This is a genomic window from Pontibacterium granulatum (assembly GCF_029961155.1).
Lineage (GTDB): Bacteria > Pseudomonadota > Gammaproteobacteria > Pseudomonadales > Balneatricaceae > Pontibacterium > Pontibacterium granulatum.
On the sequence record NZ_JASBRH010000001.1, the window covers coordinates 120,424 to 146,870 of the forward strand.

Sequence of the window (26,447 nt, forward strand, 5' to 3'; positions counted from 1 at the left end):
AACTTATCTCAGGTAGCCCTGCAGGCGCTGGCGGACCACATGGGGGTTTTGCCCCTGCGCAATCGACGCCATTCCTTCCAGCATCATTTCCTGATAGTTGTAACGGGTCAGGATCAGCCCCTTGATTTTGTTTGCGATCGGGATCAGCAGAAGGTTAGCAATACCCACACCGTAAACGGTTGCCACAAACGCCAGGGCGATACCGGAACCCAACTCGTCCGGGCTTTTTAGGTTTCCCATCACGTGGATCAAGCCCAGTACGGCACCAATGATACCTAAGGTCGGCGCGTAGCCACCCATGCTTTCAATCACCTTGGCACCGCGTAGGTCGTTTTGCTCCAGTGTCACCAGCTCGGTGCCCAGACTATTACGGATCGCTTCAGAACTCTTGCCATCCACCAGCATCTGCAGACCGTTCATCACCAGCGGATCCCGCGTACGTTCAAGCTCTTTCTCCAGGGTAAGGATACCGTCACGACGAACCATCCCGCACCAGGCCACGAGTTCGTTGATCCCCTCGCGGAAGTCATAGCGCTGACCACCAAAAGCCCAGCCCAACAAACGAATAGCACGCCCGAACTCCTCTTTCGGAGACTGCACCGCAGCGGCTGCAAACGTACCACCAAATACGATAAGGGCCGCAGGCAGGTTCACCAACTGGTGCACCAGGCCACCATCCAGATAGTGACCACCCACTACTACACCGAGTGCAACCAGCACCCCCAGTATCGTCATTGGATCCATTAACGCTCCCCGCGCCTGCTCAGCAGCGTACCGATCTCATCCAGATCCAGTACCGAGTCTGCCAGGTTGGCTTCAATCACCGATTTCGGCATGCCATAAATGGTTGAACTGTTCTCATCCTGTGCCCACACTGTGGCACCACTACGCTTGAGCAGGCGCGCCCCATCGGTACCGTCACTGCCCATGCCGGTCAGAATCACAGCCAACACTTTATCACCGAAACTTTTTGCCGCCGAGGCATAAGAAACATCAACGCTGGGCTTATAGGTCAGACGCTCATCGCCCGGCATCACTTTCAGGCGATCGCTTTGCTTAGGATCAATAATCAACTGCTTGCCGCCCGGCGCCAGATAGGCAGTACCCGCGACCATACGGTCACCGTCTTCCGCCTCTTTCACATTGATATTGCACTGTTGATTCAAGCGCTCTGCAAACACGGGAGTGAACGTGGAAGGCATATGCTGGACCAGCATAATCGGATATGGAAACGCCGCCGGCAAACGGGTCAAGATCTTCTGCAGTGCAGCGGGTCCACCGGTCGAAGAACCGATAACCACAACCTTGCAGTCGGGAACCTTAGCCCCCGAACTCACCCGATGTGAAACTTCCGGCCGCCGGGTCGCCGTATTCGCGGCCTCAGCACGCTGACGCAATGCTGCCAGCGCCGCACCGGGGTCGCTTGCAAGAGGTGCGTCCTTGCGTTCCGTGCGACGCAGGGGGGAACGATTACGCTCCAGAGACGAGGAACCGTTAAAGGTACGTGGTCGCTGACTTTTACCCAGCGCAACCACTTGTTCGCGGAGCTGACTTTGAATATCAGACGAGCTGCCCATCCATTGACGCAGATCCTTAGGGATACAATCGGCAGCACCCGCCTCCAGTGCCTGCATCGAAATACGGGCCCCTTCATGGGTGAGGGACGAGAGCATAATGACGTGGACCGGTGACTGCTGCATGATTGTACGCAGCGCATCAATGCCATTCATTTCCGGCATTTCAACGTCCATGGTAACAACGTCAGGGCGCTGCAGCTTGACCTGCTCAATAGCCTCGCGGCCGTTGGCGGCGGTACCCACCACTTTTATGCGGGCATCACCCTCCAACAGGTCTGCGATTCGATTTCGAAAGAAGCTGGAATCGTCAACTATCAGCACCTTAACCGGCATAGACATTCACTTCAGTCCACCAATGATCAGCGCGCGTAACGCTTCAGCAGATTCGGAATATCAATGATCAGAGCAATGCGGCCATCGCCGGTGATGGTTGCACCGGACAGCCCCGGCGTACCATGCAGAATGGTACCCAACGGCTTGATTACCACCTCTTCCTGACCCACCAGTTGGTCAACGACAAAACCTACACGCTGTGTGCCCACCGTTACGATAACCACATGCCCCTGCTCTGGCAGGCTCTCGTCGTGCTTACCGCCAATCAACCAACGTTTCAGGTGGAACAGTGGCAACGCCTGGTCACGTACTATAATCACCTGCTGTCCGTCAACGATATTGGTCTTGGTCAGATCCAGGTTAAAGATCTCGTTTACATTCACCAACGGCAGCGCAAAGGCTTGTCCTTCCAGAATAACCATCAGGGTTGGCATAATCGCCAGTGTCAGCGGCACCTGAATTGCGATACGGCTACCCTGACCGATAACGGAGTCAATGCTCAGCGTACCGTTCAGCTGGGTAATCTTGGTTTTCACGACGTCCATGCCCACACCACGACCGGATACATCAGATATCTCGGTTTTGGTGGAGAAACCGGCCTGGAAGATCAGGTTGTAACATTCCTGTTCGGTCAGGCGGCTTGCCGCTTCCTGGTCAAGCATACCGCGCTGCACCGCAAGGTTACGCAGCTTGTCAGCGTCCATACCGGCACCGTCGTCCTGAATGATCAGCAGGATGTGATCACCCTCCTGTTCCGCCGACAGCAATACATTACCTTCGCGCGGTTTACCCAGGCGCTCGCGCTCTTCGGGAGACTCGATACCATGGTCGACCGCGTTGCGCACCAAGTGGATCAGTGGATCGGCCAATGCCTCCACCAGGTTTTTATCCAGATCGGTCTCCTCACCACGCAACTCCAGATTCACCTCTTTTTTGAGGCTGCGGGAGAGATCGCGAATCAGGCGAGGGAAGCGGCCAAATACTTTTTTCACCGGCTGCATGCGGGTTTTCATCACCGACATCTGCAGATCTGCAGTGACCATGTCCAGCGTAGCCAGCGCTTTACCCATCTCCTCGTCTTCCTGAGATACCCCCAGGCGCACGAGACGATTACGCACCAGTACCAGCTCACCCACCATATTCATGATCTTGTCGAGCAAGCGGGTATCAACACGCACGTTACTCTCGGCCGCTGGCTTATGCTGAGCGGCAGGGGCTGGTTTATTGTCAGCCACTTTAGCTGCGGCTGCAGGAGTCGCCGCAGGCTGCGGTGCTGCAACTGTTGCCACGGGAGGCGCTACGGCCGCGGCAGGTGTTGTTGGGGCTTCCGCCGGAGAATTGGCCGAGAATGCACCTTCACCCTTCGCCTGCAAGTCATCCAACAGGGCCTCAAATTCATCGTCGGTAATCAGACCATCGTCCGTTTTCGCAACAGGTGCGTTAGGTTGTGCAGGAGGCGTTGCGGCATTGGCCTGTGAGAAAGCACCTTCACCTTTTGATTGCAGCTCGTCCAGCAACGCTTCAAATTCATCGTCGGTAATCAGCTCATCACCAGCAGAAGCGGGAGCTGAAGTTGGGGCAGCTGCTTCGCTGGCGGCATTGGACTCATCCAACGCATTCAGCAACAGCTCAAACTCGGCATCTGAAGCATCTTGTGCTTCGGGCGCTGGTGAAGCGGCTACCGCTGCCGCTGCGACAGGCGCCGGTTGCGGCGTTAGCGAAGCCGGTACTGGTGCGGATGCGGATGCGGGTGCTGCAGCTGGTGCAGGTGCTGTGCCGCTGGTATACGCGATCAACTGGTTAATCAACCCAGGATCAGCGGGTTCAGGGGTCAAGCCCTCTCGCACAGCCTCGAACATGACGTTAACCGCATCCAGTGCCTGAAGAACCACGTCCATGAGTTCAGGGGAGATAGCGAGTTCGCCGTTTCGCAGCTGGTCAAACAGGTTTTCCGCCTTATGGCAACACTCAACCATTGCCTCCAGCTGCAGAAAACCTGCACCGCCTTTAACCGTGTGAAAACCGCGAAAAATCGCATTAAGAAGGTCACGGTCATCCGGACGCTGCTCGAGATCCACTAGCTGTTCAGATAGCAGCTCAAGAATCTCTCCGGCTTCTACAAGAAAGTCTTCCAGAATTTCCTGATCAACATCTAAACTCATGAAGCGCTCCTAATTAAAACCCGAGACTGGACAGTAGCTCGTCAACATCGTCCTGTTCAGTCACAACATCGGGGGAATCTTTAGCTCTGATCTGAGGTCCTTCGGCGGCGATGGCTTTTTCTTTAGCCTGTTCGTCAGACAAGTTTGTCTGTGCCACCTTGGATGCGCCACCCAGTCGCTCTACCGTTGCCGCCGTATCCATCAGTTGCACCAGGTGCATCTCGACATTACTGAGCAACATCATAACCTTACGAATCAATTGACCGGCGACATCCTGATATTCCTGGGCCACCATAATCTCGGTCAATTCCAAGCGCAGGTTCGCGACGTTTTTTAGTGCGCTATCGCTCTGACCTTCCTCTTCCAACTCAACAAGAATAGAGAGGGCACGATCAACCCGGTCAAGGGTCTGATGAGCATTCTTTTCTGTTAGCCCGACAACATGGTCAAGGCTTGCAGACGCATCGGTGAGGTCCAGATGTTCGCCTTCGGTATGGATAGAATCCTGAACATCTTTACCAAACGCTTTCAGGGCTTCGTGGAGACCGCGGGTCAGGGTACCCACTTCCTGATAGAACATCTGATGGCGGAACTCATAAAGGTCCTGGATCTGGTCCAGTGCGGAGGGAATATCTCCCTGCTGTAACACGTCGACCAGTTTGTCAGCCTTCTGTTTCAGCAGGCTTTCCAAATGTTCAATTCCGTGGAGATTTTCTGCACCGGCCATAACCTACCTTTGTAAAATCAGCCTTCGAGACGCTCGAAAATCTTGTCGATTTTCTCTTTCAGCGTTACGGCCGTAAATGGCTTAACAACATACCCGTTAACGCCAGCCTGCGCTGCCGCGATAATCTGCTCTCGCTTAGCTTCTGCAGTTACCATCAACACAGGAATGCTGCTTAGGTTAGGATCAGAGCGGACATGCTTGAGCAGGTCAATACCGCTCATATTCGGCATATTCCAGTCAGTGATGAGGAACTCGATCCCACCCTGCTTCAGAATAGGAAGCGCAGTGGCACCGTCGTCAGCCTCAATAACATTTGTTAAACCCAGCTCTTTCAACAGGTTTTTGATAATGCGCCTCATTGTAGAAAAATCGTCTACAACGAGTATTTTGATGTCTTTTTTCAACACCATTCTCCCATGACATACTTGCATCGCATTCGAGCCGAATGCCAATTACTGCAAATTTAGACGTGCTTGGTCAACAAGAAATTGTAGCCCCGGCTTTTTATCGCCACTCACCCAAACGAGACCGCAATCGCAGTGCCGCCTGGCTGTGAATCTGACTTACGCGAGATTCACTAACACCCAGTACTTGTCCTATCTCCTTGAGATTCAGCTCTTCATCATAATAAAGCGCAAGCACAAGCTTTTCCCTTTCGGGCAAATTATCGATCTCTGTTACCAGGGCAGAAACAAATGCCTGCTCTTCAACCCGGGCATTCGGTCCCTCTCCGGCAGCGACAACCTGCTCACCCGGATACTCGTCGTCCGGATTCAATAGTTCGTCCAGACTGAAAAGGCGACTATCCACGGAATCTTTTAACAAACTATGATATTCATCGATCGATACGCCCATTTCTTTAGCAACTTCTGCATCGGACGCATCACGACCGGTTCGAGCTTCGACCTGTTGAATAGCTTCAGACACTCGCCTGCCGTTTCGGTGAACGGATCTTGGGGTCCAATCGCCACGTCGAACTTCATCAATAATCGAACCACGGATGCGAATACCCGCGTACGTTTCGAAGCTTGCACCTTTGGAGGGATCGTATTTGGAGGCCGCTTCCAGCAAGCCGATCATGCCAGACTGGATCAGATCATCCAGTACGACAGTAGAGGGAAGTCGAGCCATGAGGTGATGCGCAATGCGTTTAACCAGTGGTGCATACTGCTGTATCAACTCTTCACTTGACGTGAATTGAAGCTGGTTATACATGCCACCCCTTAATTAACTCAATGGCTAATTTCCGCGCACCAGACGCTCAACAAAAAACTCAAGATGGCCACGCGGCGTATTCAACACCGGCCAGGCTTCCACTTTCGCAGCCAACTGACGATACGCAAGAGCTGCCTTACTCTTCGGAAATGCTTCTAAAACAGCAGCTTGCCGCTGTACTGCTTTGCGCACCGATTCATCATAAGGTATTGCCCCCACATATTGAAGTGTTACCTCGAGAAACCTATCGGTGACGGTTTGCAGCTTGGAAAACATATTCCGGCCTTCCTGTTCTGACCTTACCATATTTGCCAGCACACGGAAGCGCGTCGTATGGTAATCTCGATTCAAAAGCTTGATCAGCGCATACGCATCCGTGATGGAGGTTGGTTCATCGCACACCACCACCAGCACTTCCTGAGCCGCACGTACAAAGCTCACCACCGATTCAGAGATACCTGCCGCCGTATCAATCACCAGCACATCGATATCATCTGCAAATTCGCTAAAGGCATGAATCAGCTCGGCGTGCTCATGCACACTCAGCGTGGTCATTTCCTGGGTGCCGGATGATGCCGGCACTATGCCAAAGTATTCGTTGACCGGAATCAAAACATCACGCAATCCACAATTTCCCGCCAACACATCCGCGATATTCATCTTGGGACTGAGCCCCATCATGACATCCACATTAGCCAGACCCAGGTCCGCATCCATCAGAACAACGCGGCGCTCCAGCTTGCTGAGTGCCAACGCAAGGTTCACAGAAACGTTCGTTTTACCAACGCCACCTTTCCCCCCTGTTACAGCAATAACTTTTACAGGCCTAGCACTCATATCCAATCATCCTAACTTCAACTCTCAGCCTGCATTAAACAGAGGGGCAACATTATCGTTTCGTCCCCCCAAGGTTGCTTCAGACTGTGACTCCTGGGCAGTCAACACCGCCCGACTTACGAGATCACGCTTATTACCCACTCCGATATCATCCGGGATGCGCTGACCGTCAGCCGCGTAGGCAACTGACAAATTTTTCTCGACCACAAACGAGAGAGCCTCACCCAGACTGCCGGATTCATCCATCTTGCTCAGCACACAGCCATTAAGCCCGAGCCCTTTGTACGCCTCGTAACCTTTTTCGATCACCTGACGCTGACTGGAACAGGAGACAACCAACAGCTTTTTCATCCGCACAGTGACACTTTCCAGCATCTCCAGTTGTTGTCGGCTATGGGGGTCTTTATCACTCAGACCGGCGGTATCGATCAGTACCAAACGTTTATTGCGCAGCGACTGTAAAACCTGCTCCAGACTGTTGCTGTCGTCTACCACGCGCACCGGCACATCCAGAATTCGACCAAAGGTTTTAAGCTGCTCATGCGCGGCAATACGGTAGGTATCGGTAGTTACCAGCGCGACACTGGAACTGCCGTACTTCAGTACGTAGCGGGCGGCCAGCTTACCGATGGTAGTGGTCTTCCCCACCCCGGTTGGTCCCACAAAGGCGATCATGCCGCCCCGATCGGTAAACTCCTCCCCCATCACCGGCACCGATTCCGCGAGGCGGGCCAAAACATTCTGCCAAGCCTTATCCGGTGCCGTACCCAGCTCTACCCCCGCCATTAGATGCTTTTGCAAACGCGGACTTAACCCCAATGCATTCAGCTTGCGTTCCAACGGTGATGCGGGCTGCTCCATCTGTGCAGACAGCTGCGATTGTTGCTGCAGCATCGCTTTCAGCTGATGGATCTCCTGCTGCATCTCCTGCAGCGCACCGCGCTCCGGCGCAGGACCTGGCGCTATAACGGGCTCAGGACGGGACGTATACTCCGGTTCATAGCCGGAGAACGAAGACTCGGGATCTGCCTGTGGCGGTGCGGATTGCGGAGGGACTTGAGCGCGAGCACGCTGACGCTGTTTCAGCGACGCCAGAATGGTCTCCAGATCATCATCCGCTTCAATCTGCTGGTTTCGATTACCAGTAATGGCTGAAGGCACTTCATCGTCCCGTTGTGCTTCGGCGATACGGGCGCGCGCCCTCTCTTTCTCTTCAGCCAAATGACCAGAGACAGGCACACCGCCTTTTCCAGTCAGAAGGCGGATCTGTTCGTCACGGCGTTTCTTGCGTGCACGCTCACGCTTAAACTCCGCCTGAGCTGCTTCATATTCGTGTTCGTGGGCGGCAACGACCTCTACACCACCGGCGACGCGACGGTTAGACACGATTACCGCATCCGGACCTATCTCCTCACGTACCCGCGCCATCGCCTGACGCATATCGGGTGCAAAAAATCGTTTAACTTTCATAACCCACCTTTCGTACAGCTGCGCTTAGCGATTTAGCCTAAGCACCTTGCTGCCCTCCTACCGTCGCCACAATCGTCACCCGTTTATTTTCCGGGACCTCCTGATACGACAGCACATGAATATGGTGATCTCCATAGCGAACAAACTTCGCCATCAGCGGCCTTACCGGCGCCGCAACCAACAGGATCGATGGACGACCGTTCATCTCTTGCTGCGCCGCCGTAGCAGCCAGCGACGCCTGCAAACGCTCGGCCATACCCGGCTCAAGCACCAGGCCACCATCTTCGCCCTGCTGCTGTACCGATGACAGCAACAACTGCTCAAGCTGGGAATCGAGCGTAATCACCGGCAGTTCCAGCTCCGCTCCGTTGATTGTCTGCACAATCAGCTTGGCCAGCGATACACGCACGGCGGCGGTCAGCGCAACCGGATCCTGCGTTCTGCCAGTGGCATCTGCTAATGTTTCGGCAATTGTGCGGAAATCTTTCAGCGGAACCTGCTCCATCAGCAGATTCTGCAGCACTTTCAGTAGTACGCTGACCGACAATTTAGCCGGTATCAACTCCTCAACCAACTTCGGCGATCCTTTGGACAGCATATCCAGTAGCTGTTGCACCTCTTCATGCCCCAGTAGTTCGTGGGCATTGTTTTGTAACAGCTGGTTGAGATGTGTCGCCACCACCGTGGACGCATCTACCACGGTATAACCCAGCGACTGGGCATGCTCTTTCTGCGTCGGTTCAATCCACACCGCATCCAGACCAAAGGCCGGATCCTTGACCTCGATCCCCTGCAACGGACCAAATACCTGCCCCGGATCAATCGCCAGCTCGCGGTCTGGGTAGATTTCTGCCTCACCGACAACAACGCCCATCAGCGTGATCCGATAAGCGCCGGGCAATAGATCCAGGTTATCCCGGATATGCACCGAGGGCACCAGAAAGCCCAGGTCCTGAGAAAGTTTTTTGCGCACCCCCTTGATACGGCTCAATAGCTGACCACCCTGCATCTTATCCACCATTGGGATAAGGCGGTAACCAACCTCAAGACCGACCATATCCACGGGCATCACATCATCCCAATCGAGCTCTTTCTGCTCTTCTGCGGCATCCACTGCATCCATGTCAGATTTCTGACTCTCCTCAGCGCGCTGCACCTCCTCTTGTTCCTGTTTTTGTTGATGCTTGTAGATATACCATGCACCTACACCCGCAGCGATCGCCAAAGACAAGAATGCAAAATGCGGCATCCCCGGCACGATTCCCATCACCCCAAGGATGGTTGCAGTCACAGCAAGAGACTTGGGCGATGCAAATAACTGCCCCACCACCTGCCGCCCCATATCATGAGACGCGTTCTGACGGGTTACCATGATCGCCGCGGCTGTTGACAGCAGCAACGATGGAATCTGAGCCACCAAACCATCACCGATGGTCAACAACGTGTAGTATTCCACCGCAACCGACGCGTCCAAGTCGTGCTGCAGAATACCGACCGAAAATCCACCCAGAATGTTGATCACCAGAATCAGGATACCTGCAACCGCATCACCCCGAACAAACTTTGAAGCACCATCCATCGAACCGTAAAAGTCGGCTTCTTGCGTAACCTCTTCACGACGGGAACGCGCTGTATCCTGATCGATCAAACCGGCATTCAGGTCCGCATCGATTGCCATCTGCTTACCCGGCATAGCATCCAGAGTAAAGCGAGCACTTACTTCCGAAATACGCCCGGCGCCTTTGGTCACCACTACAAAGTTGATGATAACCAGAATCAGGAACACCACCAGACCGACAACGTAGTTGCCGCCGATCACCACGGCACCGAAGGCTTCGATCACTTTACCCGCAGCGTCACCACCTTCATGACCATACAACAACACCACACGGGTAGAGGCCACATTCAGCGCCAGCCTCATCAGCGTAGCCACCAGCAGAATGCTCGGAAACACTGCAAACTCGAGCGGTCGCATCGCATACACGCTTACCAGCAACACCACGATCGACAGTGCAATATTAAACGTAAAGAGCACGTCCAGCAGGAAAGGCGGCATCGGCAACGTAACCATTGCCAGGATGATCAGCAGCAGGAAAGGAACCCCCAGATTCCCCTGACCGAGACTGCGAAGATTTGTCAGGATTTCCGTTCTATCCACTCAACCTACCAACGTCAATATTATGACACCTTATAAACAACACACGCCCCTGCACTTTAACAAAAAGCGATACTAACAAACCGATAAAGACAATATTTTGACGATCCGCACGGGCGCAGCCAATAACCCTGCAATTAATACGCCAGATTATTCGTCGCGCCGGTACTCATCAGGAATCTGCAGATCTTTTTCTGACGGGGGATAGGGTTTCTGGGCCTGATAGATTTTGTAGTTCCGCAACTGATACACGTATGCCAGTACCTGGGCCACTGCGGTATAGAGCCCCGCCGGAATCTCCTCATTAACTTCTGAAGCATAATAGAGGGCTCGCGCAAGAGGCGCCGCAGCGACAAGCGGAATATCATTTTCACGCGCAATCTCACGTATTTTCAGCGCAACAAAATCTGCCCCCATAGCCACTACATACGGTGCCCCACCGCGCTCTTCGTCGTACTTAAGCGCAACAGAGAAGTGAGTCGGGTTGGTGATCACCACATCGGCAGCAGGAACTTCCTTCATCATCTGCCGCTGAGCGATCTCACGCTGCAACTGACGGATGCGACCTTTTACCTCGGGCTTACCCTCAGTGTTTTTCATCTCATCCTTGATCTCCTGCATCGTCATCTTCAACTTCTTGGAGTAGGAGTACATCTGAAAGGGGACATCGATCGCGGCGATGATGATCAGGCTGGCACTGAGCATCAGGAATACCCAAATCACCAGCTCAACGGCATCAGACGCGGCCGTTTGAGGCGTTCCGTGCCCCAGCGCCAGCAAGTCTGCCTTGATACTCCAAAGCACACCGATCGCCACCGCCGCAACCACCGAGAACTTGCCCAGCGCTTTTATGAGCTCCACCAACGCGTTCATGGAGAACATACGCTTGATACCCGACAGCGGATTCAGGCGACTCCCCTTCGGAGCAAACGCCTGCGAACTGAAGTTCCACCCCCCCAGCGCAATCGGCCCCACCAGCGCAGCCAACATCACCAGCGCAAAGAAACCGATTAACCCGTTAAATGAATCAAACAGAGCCACCCCCAGGAAGATAGCCATCTGATTCACGTCAAAGATCACATCCCGCTCCAACTCGTAACTGAACTTGATGACATTCATCATATGCTCAGCCAGGATGCCGCCAAACATCAAAGCCGCCGCGGACGATGCCAGCAGCACCGCCATGGTAACCAGTTCTCGCGATCGGGGAACGTCGCCCTTTTCCCGCGCCTCACTTAATCGTTTGGCCGTGGGTTCTTCGGTTTTTTCCTGACCGGATTCTTCTGCCATCGCAGTTACTCCGTCACCATTAAGCCACGCAGGTATTCCAGCGCGAACTCGGTCATGTTGTAGTAGTGGCCCAACAGGTCACTCATAGATACCCACACAATCAGCAACCCCATCAGCATGGTAAACGGGAAACCGATCGCAAAGATGTTCAGCTGTGGCGCTGCACGGGTCATCACACCAAAGGCGAAGTTCACGACCAGCAGCGCCGTTACGGCGGGCAACGCGATCATCATGGCACCTGAAAACATCCAACTCCCCGTCAGTGCCATCTTCCAGAAGGAGTCCATCGCGATGGGAGTCCCTACCGGAATCAAGGCAAAGCTCTCCGCCATCACCTCAATCATGATCAAATGAGCATTGGATGCCAGGAACAGCATCATCACAATCATCAGATAGTACTGTCCCAGTATCACCACCGAGACACCGTTTGCCGGATCGGAGGTCGACGCAAAACCCAGACCCATCTGCATTGCTGTAATCTGGGCGCCCAAGGCGAATACCTGAAACAACACGTGAACAATAAACCCCATCACCGCACCTATCAGGATCTGCTGCCCGATGACCTTCACATTGGCAAATGACAATCCGTCGTAGAGCGGCATTTCCGGGACCACCGGCAGCAGCAGTACAACCACCGCGATCGCCAAACCAAGGCGGATACGGATCGGCACCATCTGCGAACCAATCATCGGAATCGCCATAAAAAACGACGCAATACGAAAGAACGGCCAAAGAAAGGATGAGACCATCCGTTCCAACTGCGCAGGATCCAGTTCCAGCACCGGATTACCCTATGAGGTAGGGGATGTTGTGAAACAGGAAGGAGAAGAGATCTTTGATCTTGCCGACAATCCAGGGCCCCATCGCCATAATGACCAGCAACGTGATAATCAGACGCGGCAAAAAGGAGAGGGTCTGTTCGTTGATCTGGGTAGCCGCCTGAAACATGGAGATGATCAAACCCACAATCAGACTGGGCGTAATGATCACACCCACCAGAGTCACGATGAGCATAAACGCTTCACCGTAAACATCGAGCACCACGTCGGTCGACATAACGAAGCCCTCTATATTCCGAAGCTAGCTGCGAGTGTACCCACCACCATGGCCCAGCCATCAGCCAATACAAACAGCATGATCTTAAACGGCAGCGAGATAATCACCGGCGACAGCATCATCATACCCATCGCCATCAGGACACTGGCTACCACCATATCAATTACCAGAAACGGGATAAACAGCATAAACCCGATCTGGAATGCTGTTTTCAGTTCACTGGTCACAAAGGCAGGCACCAACACCGTAAACGGAATCTCCTCCGCACCACTCACCTTGGGCGTTTTAGAGATCTTCATAAACATTTCCAGATCGGTCTCACGGGTTTGCTTCAGCATAAACTCGCGAAACGGTCCACTGGCTGTTTCCAACGCCTGCACCACACCGATCTGCTCATCGAGATAGGGCTGAACAGCCTGCTGATTCACCTTCTCCAGCACCGGCATCATAATAAACAGACTAAGAAACATTGCCAGCCCCACCATCACCTGATTGGACGGCGTTTGTTGCAAGCCCAACGCCTGACGCAGTATCGCAAACACGACGATAATGCGGGTAAAGGACGTCATCATCATGACCATCGCTGGCAGGAATGTCAGCATGGTCATCAGGATGAGGATCTGTAGCGTTACACTGTAGTTTTCAGCTCCACCCTCACCGGTGGTCACACTGACCGCCGGTATTCCCACATCAGCGGCGAAAACAGGAGCCGCCCAGCCCAACAAGACCAGAAGCGTAAGCAGAATTCTCACTTTTCCGCGCCCCTTTGCAGCACTTCCGCCAAACGCTGCCCAAACACGTTATTAGGCTGCGAACTGCTATCGACCACCGGTTCATCAAAACGGGTAATAAGGTTCACACGCCCCGGCGCGACGCCCAGCAACATCTGCTCTTTGCCTACTTCAACCAGCACCACCTTCTCCCGCGCCCCCAATGGCAGACCGGCAACCACCCGCATATGTTGCCCCCCTTGGGCAGCCCCCATGGTACGGCGTGCAAACCACGCCAAAGCCAGAATCAGCGCAATGATAAAAAACAGGACCAGTACGAGCTGAAGCACCGCTTCAGTTGAGAAGGGGTCAGAGACAGGGGCAGCAGCGGTGGGCACCGCTGCGACGGGTACAGCAGCCGCCACATCTTCGGCCGCCACTGCATTCAAAGACATTAAACCGGCGAGCAGGGCACAAAAAAAGTATGTGATACGGCTGGTCATAACCACCTTATTTCAGGCGCTTGATGCGCTCCTGCGGACTGATGACATCCGTCAGACGGATTCCGTATCGATCGTTCACGACAACGACCTCACCGTGTGCGATCAGAGTGCCGTTTACCTTGACATCCAGCGGTTCACCGGCCACACGGTTCAGCTCGATAACCGAGCCCTGATTGAGCTGCAGCAGGTTGCGGATAGCGATATCGGTTTCACCCACTTCCATGGACAGGGTCACCGGAATATCCAGGATCACATCCAGTTTAGGATCATCGACCGGAACCGCTTCATCTCGCAACTCATCCAACTCTACCGACTCGCCAGCCGCAGGAGCACCCTCATCCGCTTCAGAGGTTAACTGCTCCTCCATCGCGGCCGCCCACTCATCAGCCATTGCTTGTTGGTCTACCTGGTTCTCATCGCTCATTTAATCACGCTCTCCAACCACAATCCGTTACTTATCCAGACGCAGTTCTTCTTTAACTTGTCCGGTAAGCTTAATCGCCAGGTTACCCCGCGATACCCCCAGCTTACCTTCGAACACGGGTACTTTATTCACTTTCAGACGCAGATTTTCCGGAATCTCCACCGGGATCACATCGCCTGCCTCCAGCTCCAGCACATCACGCAGTGTCAGCTTCTTTTCTGCCAGAGTAATCTGCAGATTCAAACGCGCCATCATGATGTCACGCTGCATCGCTATCTGCCATCGCTCGTCGGAGTGGTCCTCAGCATTCTGTACGCCCGCTACCAGTTTATCGCGGATCGGCTCTAACATGGAGTAAGGCATGGCGACGTGAAACTCCCCGCTGCCATTATCCATATCGACCTGAAAGCTGCTGATCACGATCACATCGCCGGGATTGATCACGTTTGCCATCGCCGGGTTCACTTCATGACCGACATATTCAAAGTCGATATCCATCACCGGCGTCCAGGCATCTCGCAGATCATGGAAAAACTGGGCAATAACCTTGTGCACCAACCTGGTTTCAGTCGGCGTAAACTCGCGTCCCTCAATTTTGGCATGACGGCCATCACCACCAAAAAAGTTATCCACCAGCTTGAACACCAGTTTGGCATCCATAATAAACAACGCAGTACCACGCAAAGGTTTGATACGTACAAGGTTTATACTGGTCGGAACATAAAGGGTATGAACGTAGTCGCTGTATTTCATCACCTGAATACCACCCACCGCAACATCAGCGGTACGCCGTAACAGGTTAAACAGACTTAAGCGGGTGTGACGGGCAAAACGCTCGTTGATCATCTCGAGCGTAGGCATGCGACCACGAACAACACGGTCGTGGCTCGCCAGATCATACGGACGAACTTCCTCATCGGATTCCGCCTCGACGTCCTCCGATGTCTCTACGTCGCCATCATCAACACCATGCAGCAACGCATCGATTTCGTCCTGTGAGAGAAGATCTTTTACCGACATTCAGTAATCACTGCATCACAAAATTGGTAAAGAGAACCGTTTCTACACCAGGTCTTCCAATTTTTTCCATCATCACCTCACGCACCTCATCAACCGCGTTCTGTCGCAGCGCGCTGCGTCCCTCTTTAGTCTGCAGGACTTCAAACTCCTGCGAAGAGAACATCTTGTTCAGTCGGGATACAACCACGGGCATATGCAGCTTCAGCGCCGCTTCCACTTCTGGGTCTCGAGTCTTGGCTTCTACATATGCCTGCATGTAATGACCACGCCCGGCCCGCATTTTCTCTTTACTGCGTAGTGGTACGACAAACATAGGTCGCCCTTCCAGAGAACGCACCTTGACGTAAATAGCGGGACCACGCGCAGGTTCAACCGGCTCAGCCTCTTCTGCAACTTCCTCAGCCGGAGGATCGGCTAGGAAAAAGAAATACCCTGCGGCACCACCGCCACCAAGAATCAACAGAGCAACGACCGCGATAATAATAAGTTTGAGTTTGGACTTCTTCTTTCCGCCCTCTTCTTCACTGTTTTCCGCTTCTGCTGCCTGATCATCAGCCATTATCAGTCTCCTGCGCCAAGGTACCGAAAGGTTAATCCGGGCTCGCCCCGGTGACTTCAGCGCTAACTATAACACACTGATTTTCAGGCTGAAGCTACTCAGGCGTAGTAATCCACAAGCGACAAGGCCTCTCCGCTTACCGGAGCGGAAACAGCCTCCTCAGAACCAACAGGACCTTCTGCATCATTTTGCGAAGCAAAACGCTGACGTCCGCCATCTTCACCGGATTCAGAGGACTGATCATTCACCGAGGATTCGCCCAGATTCAGCCCCTGCTGCTCCATCATTTCGCGCAGTCGCGGCATGCCCTGCTCAACCGCGTCACGCACTGAAGCATGTGGCGAAGTAAAGCTTACGCTGACCTGATCCTGACCGACATGCAGGCGCACTTTCAATGAACCCAGTTCTGGCGGATCAAGCTGGATCTCGGCGATCTGATTGTTTTGGGCTGTCATCACCATCACCCGCTCATTCAGCGCCTGGTTCCAGGCCGGTGATCCCATCTGCCCTTTCCCCGCCAACGTGAAAGCAGCCTGGGACGGTGTCATGCGCGACAGGTTATCCACAGCAGCATTCGCTTGTCTTGCCACACCCGTTTCAGCCCGCTGCCACCCCTCAGCGTCATCTTCAGCACCCAACGCCGCTTCACTGTCGACGGACTCCTGACGAGCCGCCGTTGCATCTGCCGCTGTACTGGATCGACTTTCCGGTTGCACACTATCCTGCATCAAAGTCTGCCCGGGTGGGGCCTGCATCGTCGCAGGCGAGGCCTGCACTTGTCCCGGCGTGTTTAAAGGCGTGACTGCCGCACCCAAATTAGACGCATCTTTAGCGGACGCCGATCCCGCTACCGTATCCGATGCCGCCGCACCCTGTGCGCTATCAGCCTTTCTGGCCGGCTGGTTTGTCCGCATAACAGCAGCAGCGGCACCCTGACTATCAACTATCGGGCTTTCCCCTGCAGATTGTGTCATAGCGGCCTGCACTGCCGTTCGCTTGATGCTCAGATCTTCCTGTAACACCACCTGTTCATCGGCTGATTGAGATGCATTGACTAAGGGGTCACGCTGGGTCGACTTGCGCCCTTCCGGCAATCCAACCAACTCAGGACGCTCGGACTCTGGCGATAGCTCTGCCGGAGCCATTGGATTTTGCGCTACCCGCGCAGGTGCCATCGCATTCATAACCTCGTCGTCCTGCTGGAGCGCTTTAGCTTCCGTTTCCGAATTAACCAGCGGTCCCGGCATCTGCTCAGGCGTGTGATACTCATCAGCAACAGCTGCCAGCAACGCTTCGCCATCTGGAGTCTGCAAATGGTCCGGCAGCACTACCGCCACATCCCCCATGGTTTCAGGAACCTCCGGCGAGAGATTTTCATTTAACGGAGCAGGGCTTTTATCAGGCACCAAGGCAATTGGACCTTGTCCGGACGCCGACGCCAATGAAGCAACGCTTTCGTCAACCGCTAAGGGAGCGGGCGGCTGCATTGCCCCCATCGCTTCACTTAATCGCTGCTGCGCATCATCATGACCTTCAAACGCACGCTGCATCAAGGCCACAATCTCGGGCGAATCCAGTGACAGCTCGGATGATTCCGGCAATACACCCGGCCACTGAGGCTCCATCACTACGCCATCGCGCAACGACTGGTTTTCCGTCAACAACATCGCCCGCAGATCAGGATCAGAGGATTCTGCAAGCAACTGCGACAACTCCGGTGCGCGGGCTTTAGCATCGATCTGCGCTTGCATCTGTGCCAGCATCTCGGCTGATGGAGGCAAAATACCGCCTGATTGCGGCAATGACTGGCCGTTTGCATCCAACGGAACGGGATTAAAACCGGCTCCCTGCGCTTGCATAATCGCACCAAACGGCAATACGCCGCCCGCTGGCGCAGCTCCACTCTGCCCGGTGGCAGCAGGCGCAGCACCCAGCATAGCAAGCAGCCCGGAAACACCGGTGTTGGTCAGTTGCTCACTCATCTATCACTCCCGGTCGGAAAAAGCCCGAGTACTTTTGAAATATTGCTTACGGATAAGCAAAAGTGAGGCCAACTCAGATAAAGTTGGTTTTGATCAGTTGCGAGCGCTCATCCAGTTGCTGCTGAAGCTTTTTGTCTTCCGCCTGCTGCTCTTGGGTTCGCGCCTTATCGACAAGCTTGTCCATCGCCACCGCCTGGCCGTAACACTGGGTCCAGTGACGCTCGACAATTTTTAGTTCGTTCCGGTTCATCTCCAGCGCTTTTTCCTGCTGCTGAAGTGCGGCAGAGATCTTTCGGATAAATGACTGGTAAACCTCCAGGCGGGCAATGCCAACCCCCTGCCGCCCGGCATCTTCGTACTGACGCTGATAGTCCGCTAAAAACGCTTTCAGTTGCTCAATCGCCTGCAGATCTTTCTCCACGCGCACGCGACTGGCAGCCAACAGCTGATCAGCCTGTTTCTTCTTGCGCTCCGCGAGATCAAGCACAACTTTTAGACGCTGGGAGCGTTTTGCCATTTACTGCACCACAGCAGAAGTTTTATTCGGGTTATTACGCGGCATCGGTGTCAGCACCATCGCCAATTGCTGAACACATTGCTGGAGCGGCATCGGATCGGTCATCGATTGCCGCAACATTTCGTTCATCACCGGCATTCGCTCCATGGCAAAGTCCGTATCGGGATCACTGCCCTTCACGTAAGCCCCCACAGATATCAGATCTTCACTCTGCCGATATTTAGAATATAGCTGCTTAAATCGCAAAGCCGTTTGCAAATGCTCTGGCGAGATAATCTGTGGCATCGCACGGCTGATGGAGGCCTCAATATCGATGGCTGGATAGTGCCCCTGCTCGGCCAAACGCCGGGAAAGCACCACGTGACCATCCAGAATCGCACGTGCAGAGTCAGCAACCGGATCCTGCTGATCGTCCCCTTCGGTTAATACGGTATAGAAAGCAGTGATGGAACCTTCACCCGGCAAGCCATTACCGGCACGCTCCACCAGCTTGGGGATCTTGGCAAATACCGATGGCGGATACCCCTTGGTCGCCGGTGGCTCACCGACAGCCAGGGCTATCTCACGCTGTGCCTGGGCATACCGCGTTAGAGAATCCATTAACAGCAGCACGTTTTTACCCTGATCGCGGAAATATTCTGCAATCCGGGTGGTGAGCTGTGCGGCCCGCAAACGCATTAAAGGCGAGTCATCCGCAGGCGAAGCCACAACCACGGATCGCTTCAAACCTTCGGATCCCAGACTGTGCTCGATAAACTCTTTTACTTCCCGGCCTCGCTCACCGACCAGGCCAACAACCACGATTTCAGCTTCGGTAAAACGGGTCATCATACCCAGCAATACTGACTTACCCACGCCACTGCCGGCAAACAGACCCAAACGCTGCCCTCGGCCAACGGTCAGCAGTGAGTTGATGGCACGGATACCTACGTCCAGCGTTTCTTTGATCGGGTCACGGGAAAGAGGGTTAATGATGTCGCCAGCCAGGGATACTTCGGCAACCCCCTGCAGCTCACCCAATCCATCAATTGGGTTGCCGATTCCGTTGATAACCCGTCCCAGCAGGGACTCGCCAACCGGAACCTGGCCGGAATCTGCCAGCGGATACACCTTTGCCCCCTGCTTAAGTCCCTCAATAGGATAGAGCGGCATCAGGTAAAGACGGTCACCGGAAAAACCCACCACCTCGGCTTCAACCACACTGGTATCCGACAACACAATACGGCAGCAATCGCCCACAGCGGCCTGAATACCCACAGCCTCCAGGGTCAAACCGATCATACGGGTGATACGCCCTTCAGCGACGATTTTTTGACGCTTGAGTGGCGTTTCGCCACAACGGGATAGTCGGGCAATAAGCTGAGACATTACGCCTCCGGTTCTTGTGGTGCGAGTGCTCCGAACAACTGCTCGGCCAGAGCCCGGAACTGCTGCTGAATATCGGATTCGATCAGGCTGTCGCTGGTCTGGAGACGGAAACTTCCCGGAGAAATGGTCCCTTCCGCCACCACTGTCACGGGAAATGACAACCGACTGGCGATCGGCTCTATGTGCGGATGATCTGCCGGTGAAACTTCAATCGTGAGGGCGCTTCCGCCTTGTGGCAGCTGCTGCAAGGCATCACGGATAGCCGACTGGATCAACTCGGGACGGGAACGCAATTCTGCATCCACAACAGCACTGGCCAGCTTCACCACCAGGCCAGTCAAAACCCCTTCCAGCTGCGCTTCCTGATCGGCAATAGGTCGTTGCAGAGCCGTCAGCATCTGCGCCAGGTTAGCCTGGATCTGTGCTATCTCAGCTTGCCCTTGCGTCAGCGCTTCCTGATATCCTTTTTCTCGCCCTTCGGCCAAACCTTTCTCAAGACCCTCGGGGTAACCCTGCTCCCGCCCCTCAACAAGCCCCTGCAGCAATCCCTCCTGATACGCCGCTTCACGGATGGATTCGGCCTCATCAACGGTGACAACGTCTTTCGGTTTTTCAGGTTGTAACGCCAAACCAACACTCGGCAGATCATCCAGCGGCAGCGGTTGCTTTTTTCTGGGCTGCTTCTTGGTTTCAAGCGCTACCAGATGCGAGCCGCTAACTTCAGGCAACGACCATGTTGCCAGGCTGGCGGCATCCACGGATCGGATGCGGATATCATCACCATCTTGCTTGCCACTCATCAGAGCATCTCTTCTCCGCCACCGCCGAGGATAATTTCACCCTCATCGGCCAAGCGACGTGCCGTGGACAGAACATCACGCTGCGCTTCCTCCACTTCGCTGACACGCACCGGACCTTTAGCCTCAAGGTCGTCACGCAGCAGCTCAGCAGCACGCTTGGACATATTGCGGAATATCTTTTCCTGCAGGGATGTATCGGCACCTTTCAATGCCAACACCAACACATCGGTAGACACCTCTCGCAAAATCGCCTGAATACCACGATCTTCCACGTCAATAAGGTTGTCGAACACGAACATCTTGTCGGCGATTTTGCCTGCCATGAGCTCATCAACCTCTTTGATGCCTTCCATCACCTCAGCTTCGATATTACTGTCGATGAAGTTCATGATGCCAGCGGCAGCTTCGATCCCCCCCAGATTGGAAACGCTGTTGGTACCGCCACCGCCTGTAAGTTGACGCTCAAGAATATCATTCAGTTCCTGCAGTGCGACAGGCTGGATACTGTCGAGGGATGCGACACGCATCACAATATCCAGACGTACTTTCTCATCAAAATAAGACAGCACGGCCGCCGCCACATCGGGCTCGAGGTAGGAGATGATCACCGCCTGAATCTGGGGGTGTTCGTAGTGGATAATTTCCGCAATCTGTCGTGGATCCATCCAGCGCAACGTATCCAATCCAGAGGTATTCTTACTGATCAGGATACGATCAAGCAGAGTCTTCGCTTTCTCTTCGCCCAGCGCTTCGTTCAGCATAGCGCGGATATAGGCGTCGTTGTTGATACCAATACCAGTCTGATCACCCAGCATCCCAAGAAAATCGCCCACGACGGACTCAACCTTGCTTTGCGGAATATTATCGAGCGCAGCCATCGCCTGACCGATACGCTGCACCTGCTTCGGCCCCAGGTGTTTTAGAATCTCTGCAGCATCCGATTCCCCCAGACTGATCAGCAGGATCGCCGCTTTGTCCAGATTCGTCAGCTCGCCGTCATTTTCTTCACTCATCTTCCGCGATCCACTGTCTTACCGCCTGCGCTACTTTGGCCGGGTCTTCCGCCACCATACTACGAATGGCGTTCACCTGATAATCAAAGCTTTCATTTGGCGTTGGCAAAAGCTCATCGTCTGAACCAAAGGTCACCTGATCCCCTGCCATACCGGCGGCATCCAGCCCCTCCAGCTCAGCAGCCACTTCACCGGCCGCACCTAAACCTGCAACCGTACTGGCAGAACCCGTATCCGCTAAATTACGCAGTATCGGCCGCAAAATACCAAACACCAACAACAGTACAAACAGCGCTGCCAGAACTTGCTTTACGATCTCCCAGACCCAGTCCTGCTTCCAGATTGGCACCTCTTCGGTCTCAAACTTATCAGCCGCGACAAAGGGTGAGTTGATCACGTTGACACTGTCACCACGACGGGCAGAGAAACCCACCGCATCCTGAACCAGAAGACGTAGACGCTCCAGCTCGTTTTCGCTCCACGGGCTACGGCTTGGTTTGCCGGTAGCCGGATCAATCACCGCCAGATCATCAACCACTACCGCAACACTCAAGCGGCGTACCCGCCCCTGCTGATGACGCGTATAGCTGATCGAGCGATCCAACTCGTAGTTTCGCGTAGCCTGATTTCGGCTACTGCCTGGCTGCTGGGCGTTTCGATTAACAACACCTTCACCGGCTGCCTCTTCCGGCACCGCCGTTGGCCCCGGCGGCTGGTTAGACAGCGCACCCGGAATTCCCATGGCAGCCAACGCGCCGACACGGGTCTCCTCGTTAGTCTGTTCACTACGCAATGCCGGCAGATCCGGATTGTAGATCTCATCGGTCTGTTCAACGGCAGTGAAGTCGATATCTGCAGACACCTCCGCTCGGAACCGGTCCGTGCCGACCACCGGTAGCAGGATGCTGTTGACACGGTTCAGCAGGCGCTCTTCAACCTTTTGTGTGTACTCCAGCTGTTTTGCCGCCAGTACAGAGTCCGTATCCATCTCCCGACTGTTGAGCAAACGGCCGCGCTGATCCACCACCGTCACGTCTTCAAACTTCAATTCAGGGATACTGGATGCCACCAGATTGGCGATCGCAGACACCTGGTCACGTTCCAGCTTTCTGCCGGCAAACAGCTCAATAAATACAGATGCGGACGGTTTACGTTCGTCGCGGATAAACACAGAATCTTTTGGTATCGCCAGGTGCACACGCGCATTACGCACCGCAATCATACTGGCAATCGTACGGGACAACTCACCCTCGAGACCTCGACGGTAACGGGTGGTTTCCATGAATTGACTGCTGCCGATCCCTTGGTCCTTATCAAGCAGCTCAAAGCCCACGGTTTTATCGGCAGTAAAGCCTTCGGCAGCCAGTTTCAGACGTGCCTGGTGCACATGTTCTTCGGGTACCAGAATCGCACGGCCGTCGGAATCAAACTTGTATGGGACATTATACAGACGCAGCTGTTCGATCACCTGGTTGGCATCCGCATACCCCAGATTACTGAACAGCACGCGATAGTCCGGCGCCTGCGACCAGAGCACCACTGCGAAGCCAATAGCAATCGTCGCCGCGAGCCCGACCATCAGACCGATCTGACGGAAAATGCTCAGGCGATTAAAGCCCAGAACTGTACTACCCTTTTCCATTCCGCTCGCAGTTAAACCTTCAGCCATAACTTACTTGCCCCCAGAGGGCTTATTAAATAGGCATCTTCATGATGTCTTCATAGGCGCTCACCAGACGGTTTCGCACCTGAGTCATCGCCTGGAAAGATACAGACGCTTTCTGTGCAGCAATCATCACTTGGGGCAGATCCACGGTTGGATCACCCTTCTCATAAGCGGTTGCCAGTTTTTTGGCGGTACCCTGAACTTCATTGACACTGTCGACAGCATTTTTCAGCAGGTCACCAAACCCGGTGCGGTCTGTCTTTAGTTCCGCCTGGTTGGATGCTATCGGCGACGGGCCAGATATACCGGCACCGCTCTGGACTTGAGACTGTATCGTCCGCATCTGCATCAGCACACTGTTGATATCAGCTCGCTCGACCATCTCTTACTCCGCACTTCGGCAATATATTGACATTATAAGTAACAAAAAACGCCCTTCAATCACTAACGCCAAAATTATGACAATTTATTGGCGTAAATAGTCGTTTCAAGGACCAATGCGAAGTATAAATGCAAAAAGCGGGCCATATGCCCGCTTAGATTTAAACCTAATGAGATTGTGTTTAGCAGTTAACAGCAGGGGGCTCGCCGTGCTTCAAACGCACATACATCAGCGCCACAGTGATTGCATCACCCAGTGCCGTATGCCTTTCTAGCATCGGGATATCCAAGGATTTTGAGATGGTATCAAAGCGCAGATCCACATTACCGCCCACAGAACGCCATTTAATGATGTCGTGATAAACATGGGACAACTCTACCGCCTTGTTTGGTAGGCTAAAGCCGTATTTGGGACGGATAAACTTATCAAGCATGCGGATATCGTAGTTGACGTAATAACCCAGGATGGGCCGGTTACCCACAAACTCCAGCACCTGCTCCAGCGCGTCGTCCAACTCAATCCCCTCAGTCAAATCACTGGCGCGGATTTTATGAATCTTGATCGAATCGCCGGTTAGGGACTCAGGTGCCTTTAACTTGATGTCCAGTCGGTCACTGGTCATCACGCGGTTGCCTTTGATGCGCACAGCGCCAATGGAAAGGATCTCGCCCTTTTTGACATCCAGACTGGTTGTCTCACAGTCCAGTGACACAACTTCATCCCCGTCATACGCCTCAAAAAGGTGGGCATGAGGACCGTTCTTGTGATTGTACTTTTCTTTTAATCTTCTTATTGTTCTTGGGATAATCATCGCCTAGCTCCCAAGGTGGTAGCGTAATGTCAGGTGTTTCTTAAAGCCTTTCACGATATGCAGCGCATCTCGCAACAGGTCACGCTCCATTTTATCCAAACCCGCCAGCTCAATGATATTAGGCGTTTGGTCTACGCCGCTCTCGGACTGCTCCATACGCTTGATCTGCTGACGCAAACGCAACTGAATAAACAAGCTCAGCGCCTCGCTCATCTCACGGCCATGTTTTTCCTGTATTTGCCCGGCGGCAACCAGCGCTTCAATTCGCTTGAAGGTGTTGGTCACCTTGATACGATGCTCAAGCGCCAAAGTTCTGACACCGTGCACGATTGGGAAAATCCCTCCCTTCTTGATATCCAGCTCACCTTTCTCCTTCAGGTTTCCAAAGAATGTCAGCGGCGTATCAAACTCAATGGACGCACGGGCGAAGTGAGAGAAGAACACATCATTGTTGCGCAGGTAACGCATAAACCAATTGCGACTTGCCTTAAAGATCGCTGGGTTACCCGCTACCGGCTTGGCGTCAACAGCGATTGCCAGATTCATCAAGGCTTCACCATCGCAGGTTTCCGCCCAGTCACTTAGCATCTGCGTCCAGTCACCCAAGGATTTAACCCAGTCGGGGTTGGATACCATAATGTTGCCCGGGCATGGCGGGAAACCAAACTCAATCAGCGTTTTGCTGAACTCATTCAGGCGTTCCTGCATCTCCGGCCATACTAGGCCATCGCGATGGATAATTGCGTTGTCCTGATCGGTCTTCATGATCTGCTCGCCACGGCCTTCAGAGCCCATCACCACCAGGCATACGTGTGGCTGCATATCCGCCGGAATCATGATATCGAACAGCTTGGCCATGATACGACCATTCATGGCCGCCAGCAGGTCCATCGCGAAACGGGTTTTTACGCCATGGGAGACCAAAGCCTTGATCAGATCATCCAGACCGGAAGCCGCCTCATGCAGGTCTTCCACGGTCTGTGCTCGCTCAATACGCAAGCCGATAACATGGGAGTGACTGGAGAAATAACTCAGCACATCGGTCAGCTCGATAATGCCTTCCAGCTGAGCGCCACTCATCACCACAACACGTTCGATACGCTGCTGCGTCATGATGATCAGAGCATTGAAGAGGTAGTCTTCGGGATCTATCGTGATCAGACGATAACTGGCCACCTCGGCGATATCTTTATGCAGAGGCATCTTGTTGATAATGATCGCATCCAGCAGGTCGGTACCGGTGACAATACCGTAACGGTTGCCGCGCTTGACCATCATACAGTCCGCCTTCTGCTCACGCATCAGACGGGTCGCTTCATCGATACTGGTGCCTTCCAGGATGATCAGCGGCTCACGGATTACCCCACTGGATACCTTAGCGAGCATAAACTCCGCCATATCCTGATCACCACCGTGCTGGGCGACGATTTCGGACTTGGCAGAAAGATTTTGCTGAAAGTAGTCCGCAAACAGGCTGTTCGAGGACATCAGATCCAGCAGAATCTTGGTTGGCAGGATATGACAGATTGTTTCCTCTTCCGCTATGAAGTTGTGAATCGCGGTACCACGAATAGCAGACCAGGCACCAAAGTAATCTTCATTGGTGTAATGCACAAACACATGCAACTGCTGATCTGACTCTCCGCTGTCAGCGGCTTCACTTTCGCTGACCAAACCTTTCAGAATGATGAACACCCCTTCCGGTTCAGACCCAGCCTCTAACAACTTTTCACCTTTCTGGTAATAGCCGATATCCAGATTCTGACGAAGCAGGTCACGCTCACGCTCATCCAACAAGCTGAATGGCATGTTCTCCATATTAAAAGATGAAGGCATATCCTTTCTCCCAACCAAAAATAAAAAAAGGCAC

26 protein-coding genes are annotated in these 26,447 nt (G+C 53.8%); all 26 read right to left on the reverse strand.

The window, feature by feature from the left end; translation table 11 throughout:
* Positions 1-3 precede the first annotated feature (3 nt).
* The 26 genes from QKW35_RS00620 to QKW35_RS00745 all read right to left on the reverse strand — a co-directional run bounded on the left by QKW35_RS00620 (position 4) and on the right by QKW35_RS00745 (position 26,413).
* Positions 4-744, reverse strand: coding sequence for a flagellar motor protein (locus tag QKW35_RS00620; RefSeq protein WP_282350134.1), 741 nt, complete (start codon positions 742-744; stop codon positions 4-6).
* A complete protein-coding gene (locus tag QKW35_RS00625; RefSeq protein ID WP_345774469.1) occupies positions 744-1,916 on the reverse strand; it encodes a protein-glutamate methylesterase/protein-glutamine glutaminase in 1,173 nt (390 codons plus the stop codon). The genes QKW35_RS00620 and QKW35_RS00625 overlap by 1 nt, the downstream gene beginning before the upstream one ends.
* Before the next feature lie 20 nt (positions 1,917-1,936).
* Complete coding sequence (locus QKW35_RS00630; protein WP_282350135.1) at positions 1,937-4,072, reverse strand: chemotaxis protein CheA; 2,136 nt, start codon at positions 4,070-4,072, stop codon at positions 1,937-1,939.
* Between the two features lie 13 nt (positions 4,073-4,085).
* Entirely contained in the window at positions 4,086-4,763 is a 678-nt protein-coding gene (locus tag QKW35_RS00635; RefSeq protein WP_282350136.1) for a protein phosphatase CheZ, read from the reverse strand.
* Between the two features lie 53 nt (positions 4,764-4,816).
* Positions 4,817-5,191 carry a chemotaxis response regulator CheY gene (gene cheY / locus QKW35_RS00640; protein ID WP_345774472.1) on the reverse strand — a complete coding sequence of 125 codons (375 nt, stop codon included), beginning with the start codon at positions 5,189-5,191 and terminating at the stop codon, positions 4,817-4,819.
* Positions 5,192-5,303: 112 nt separating this feature from the next.
* A complete protein-coding gene (locus QKW35_RS00645) occupies positions 5,304-6,014 on the reverse strand; it encodes an RNA polymerase sigma factor FliA (RefSeq protein WP_282350138.1) in 711 nt (236 codons plus the stop codon).
* A gap of 24 nt (positions 6,015-6,038) precedes the next feature.
* The gene (locus QKW35_RS00650; protein ID WP_282350139.1) at positions 6,039-6,851 is read right to left on the reverse strand and encodes a MinD/ParA family protein; all 813 of its coding nucleotides are present in this window, start codon (positions 6,849-6,851) and stop codon (positions 6,039-6,041) included.
* Positions 6,852-6,875: 24 nt separating this feature from the next.
* Positions 6,876-8,321, reverse strand: a complete 1,446-nt coding sequence (gene flhF, locus QKW35_RS00655; protein ID WP_282350140.1) for a flagellar biosynthesis GTPase FlhF — start codon at positions 8,319-8,321, stop codon at positions 6,876-6,878.
* Positions 8,322-8,358: 37 nt separating this feature from the next.
* A complete protein-coding gene (flhA, locus tag QKW35_RS00660) occupies positions 8,359-10,479 on the reverse strand; it encodes a flagellar biosynthesis protein FlhA (protein WP_282350141.1) in 2,121 nt (706 codons plus the stop codon).
* Between the two features lie 147 nt (positions 10,480-10,626).
* Positions 10,627-11,766 carry a flagellar biosynthesis protein FlhB gene (flhB, locus tag QKW35_RS00665; RefSeq protein ID WP_282350142.1) on the reverse strand — a complete coding sequence of 380 codons (1,140 nt, stop codon included), beginning with the start codon at positions 11,764-11,766 and terminating at the stop codon, positions 10,627-10,629.
* 5 nt (positions 11,767-11,771) lie between these two features.
* Positions 11,772-12,548 carry a flagellar biosynthetic protein FliR gene (gene fliR / locus QKW35_RS00670; protein WP_282350144.1) on the reverse strand — a complete coding sequence of 259 codons (777 nt, stop codon included), beginning with the start codon at positions 12,546-12,548 and terminating at the stop codon, positions 11,772-11,774.
* A 4-nt stretch (positions 12,549-12,552) separates the two neighbouring features.
* Entirely contained in the window at positions 12,553-12,822 is a 270-nt protein-coding gene (gene fliQ / locus QKW35_RS00675; protein WP_282350145.1) for a flagellar biosynthesis protein FliQ, read from the reverse strand.
* A gap of 11 nt (positions 12,823-12,833) precedes the next feature.
* Positions 12,834-13,565 (reverse strand): flagellar type III secretion system pore protein FliP, encoded by a 732-nt coding sequence (fliP, locus tag QKW35_RS00680; protein WP_425607983.1) that lies wholly within the window; start codon positions 13,563-13,565, stop codon positions 12,834-12,836.
* A gap of 5 nt (positions 13,566-13,570) precedes the next feature.
* Positions 13,571-13,987 (reverse strand): flagellar biosynthetic protein FliO, encoded by a 417-nt coding sequence (fliO, locus tag QKW35_RS00685; protein WP_282350148.1) that lies wholly within the window; start codon positions 13,985-13,987, stop codon positions 13,571-13,573.
* A gap of 55 nt (positions 13,988-14,042) precedes the next feature.
* Positions 14,043-14,459, reverse strand: a complete 417-nt coding sequence (gene fliN / locus QKW35_RS00690) for a flagellar motor switch protein FliN (protein ID WP_282350149.1) — start codon at positions 14,457-14,459, stop codon at positions 14,043-14,045.
* 27 nt (positions 14,460-14,486) lie between these two features.
* A complete protein-coding gene (gene fliM, locus QKW35_RS00695) occupies positions 14,487-15,479 on the reverse strand; it encodes a flagellar motor switch protein FliM (protein ID WP_282350150.1) in 993 nt (330 codons plus the stop codon).
* A gap of 7 nt (positions 15,480-15,486) precedes the next feature.
* Positions 15,487-16,038: a flagellar basal body-associated FliL family protein gene (locus tag QKW35_RS00700; protein WP_282350151.1), complete on the reverse strand. Its 552-nt coding sequence runs from the start codon at positions 16,036-16,038 to the stop codon at positions 15,487-15,489.
* A 98-nt stretch (positions 16,039-16,136) separates the two neighbouring features.
* Entirely contained in the window at positions 16,137-18,020 is a 1,884-nt protein-coding gene (locus tag QKW35_RS00705) for a flagellar hook-length control protein FliK (RefSeq protein ID WP_282350152.1), read from the reverse strand.
* Between the two features lie 73 nt (positions 18,021-18,093).
* A complete protein-coding gene (gene fliJ, locus QKW35_RS00710) occupies positions 18,094-18,537 on the reverse strand; it encodes a flagellar export protein FliJ (protein WP_282350153.1) in 444 nt (147 codons plus the stop codon).
* Positions 18,538-19,905 carry a flagellar protein export ATPase FliI gene (fliI, locus tag QKW35_RS00715; protein ID WP_282350155.1) on the reverse strand — a complete coding sequence of 456 codons (1,368 nt, stop codon included), beginning with the start codon at positions 19,903-19,905 and terminating at the stop codon, positions 18,538-18,540. It abuts the gene before it with no gap.
* Complete coding sequence (locus QKW35_RS00720) at positions 19,905-20,705, reverse strand: FliH/SctL family protein (RefSeq protein ID WP_282350156.1); 801 nt, start codon at positions 20,703-20,705, stop codon at positions 19,905-19,907. The genes fliI and QKW35_RS00720 overlap by 1 nt, the downstream gene beginning before the upstream one ends.
* Positions 20,705-21,718: a flagellar motor switch protein FliG gene (fliG, locus tag QKW35_RS00725; protein ID WP_282350157.1), complete on the reverse strand. Its 1,014-nt coding sequence runs from the start codon at positions 21,716-21,718 to the stop codon at positions 20,705-20,707. The genes QKW35_RS00720 and fliG overlap by 1 nt, the downstream gene beginning before the upstream one ends.
* The gene (gene fliF, locus QKW35_RS00730) at positions 21,711-23,387 is read right to left on the reverse strand and encodes a flagellar basal-body MS-ring/collar protein FliF (RefSeq protein WP_282350158.1); all 1,677 of its coding nucleotides are present in this window, start codon (positions 23,385-23,387) and stop codon (positions 21,711-21,713) included. The genes fliG and fliF overlap by 8 nt, the downstream gene beginning before the upstream one ends.
* A 25-nt stretch (positions 23,388-23,412) precedes the next feature.
* A complete protein-coding gene (gene fliE, locus QKW35_RS00735) occupies positions 23,413-23,766 on the reverse strand; it encodes a flagellar hook-basal body complex protein FliE (protein ID WP_282350159.1) in 354 nt (117 codons plus the stop codon).
* Between the two features lie 181 nt (positions 23,767-23,947).
* Positions 23,948-24,577, reverse strand: a complete 630-nt coding sequence (locus QKW35_RS00740; protein WP_282350160.1) for a 3'-5' exonuclease — start codon at positions 24,575-24,577, stop codon at positions 23,948-23,950.
* Positions 24,578-24,580: 3 nt separating this feature from the next.
* Positions 24,581-26,413, reverse strand: a complete 1,833-nt coding sequence (locus tag QKW35_RS00745) for a putative nucleotidyltransferase substrate binding domain-containing protein (RefSeq protein WP_282350161.1) — start codon at positions 26,411-26,413, stop codon at positions 24,581-24,583.
* Positions 26,414-26,447 lie beyond the last annotated feature (34 nt).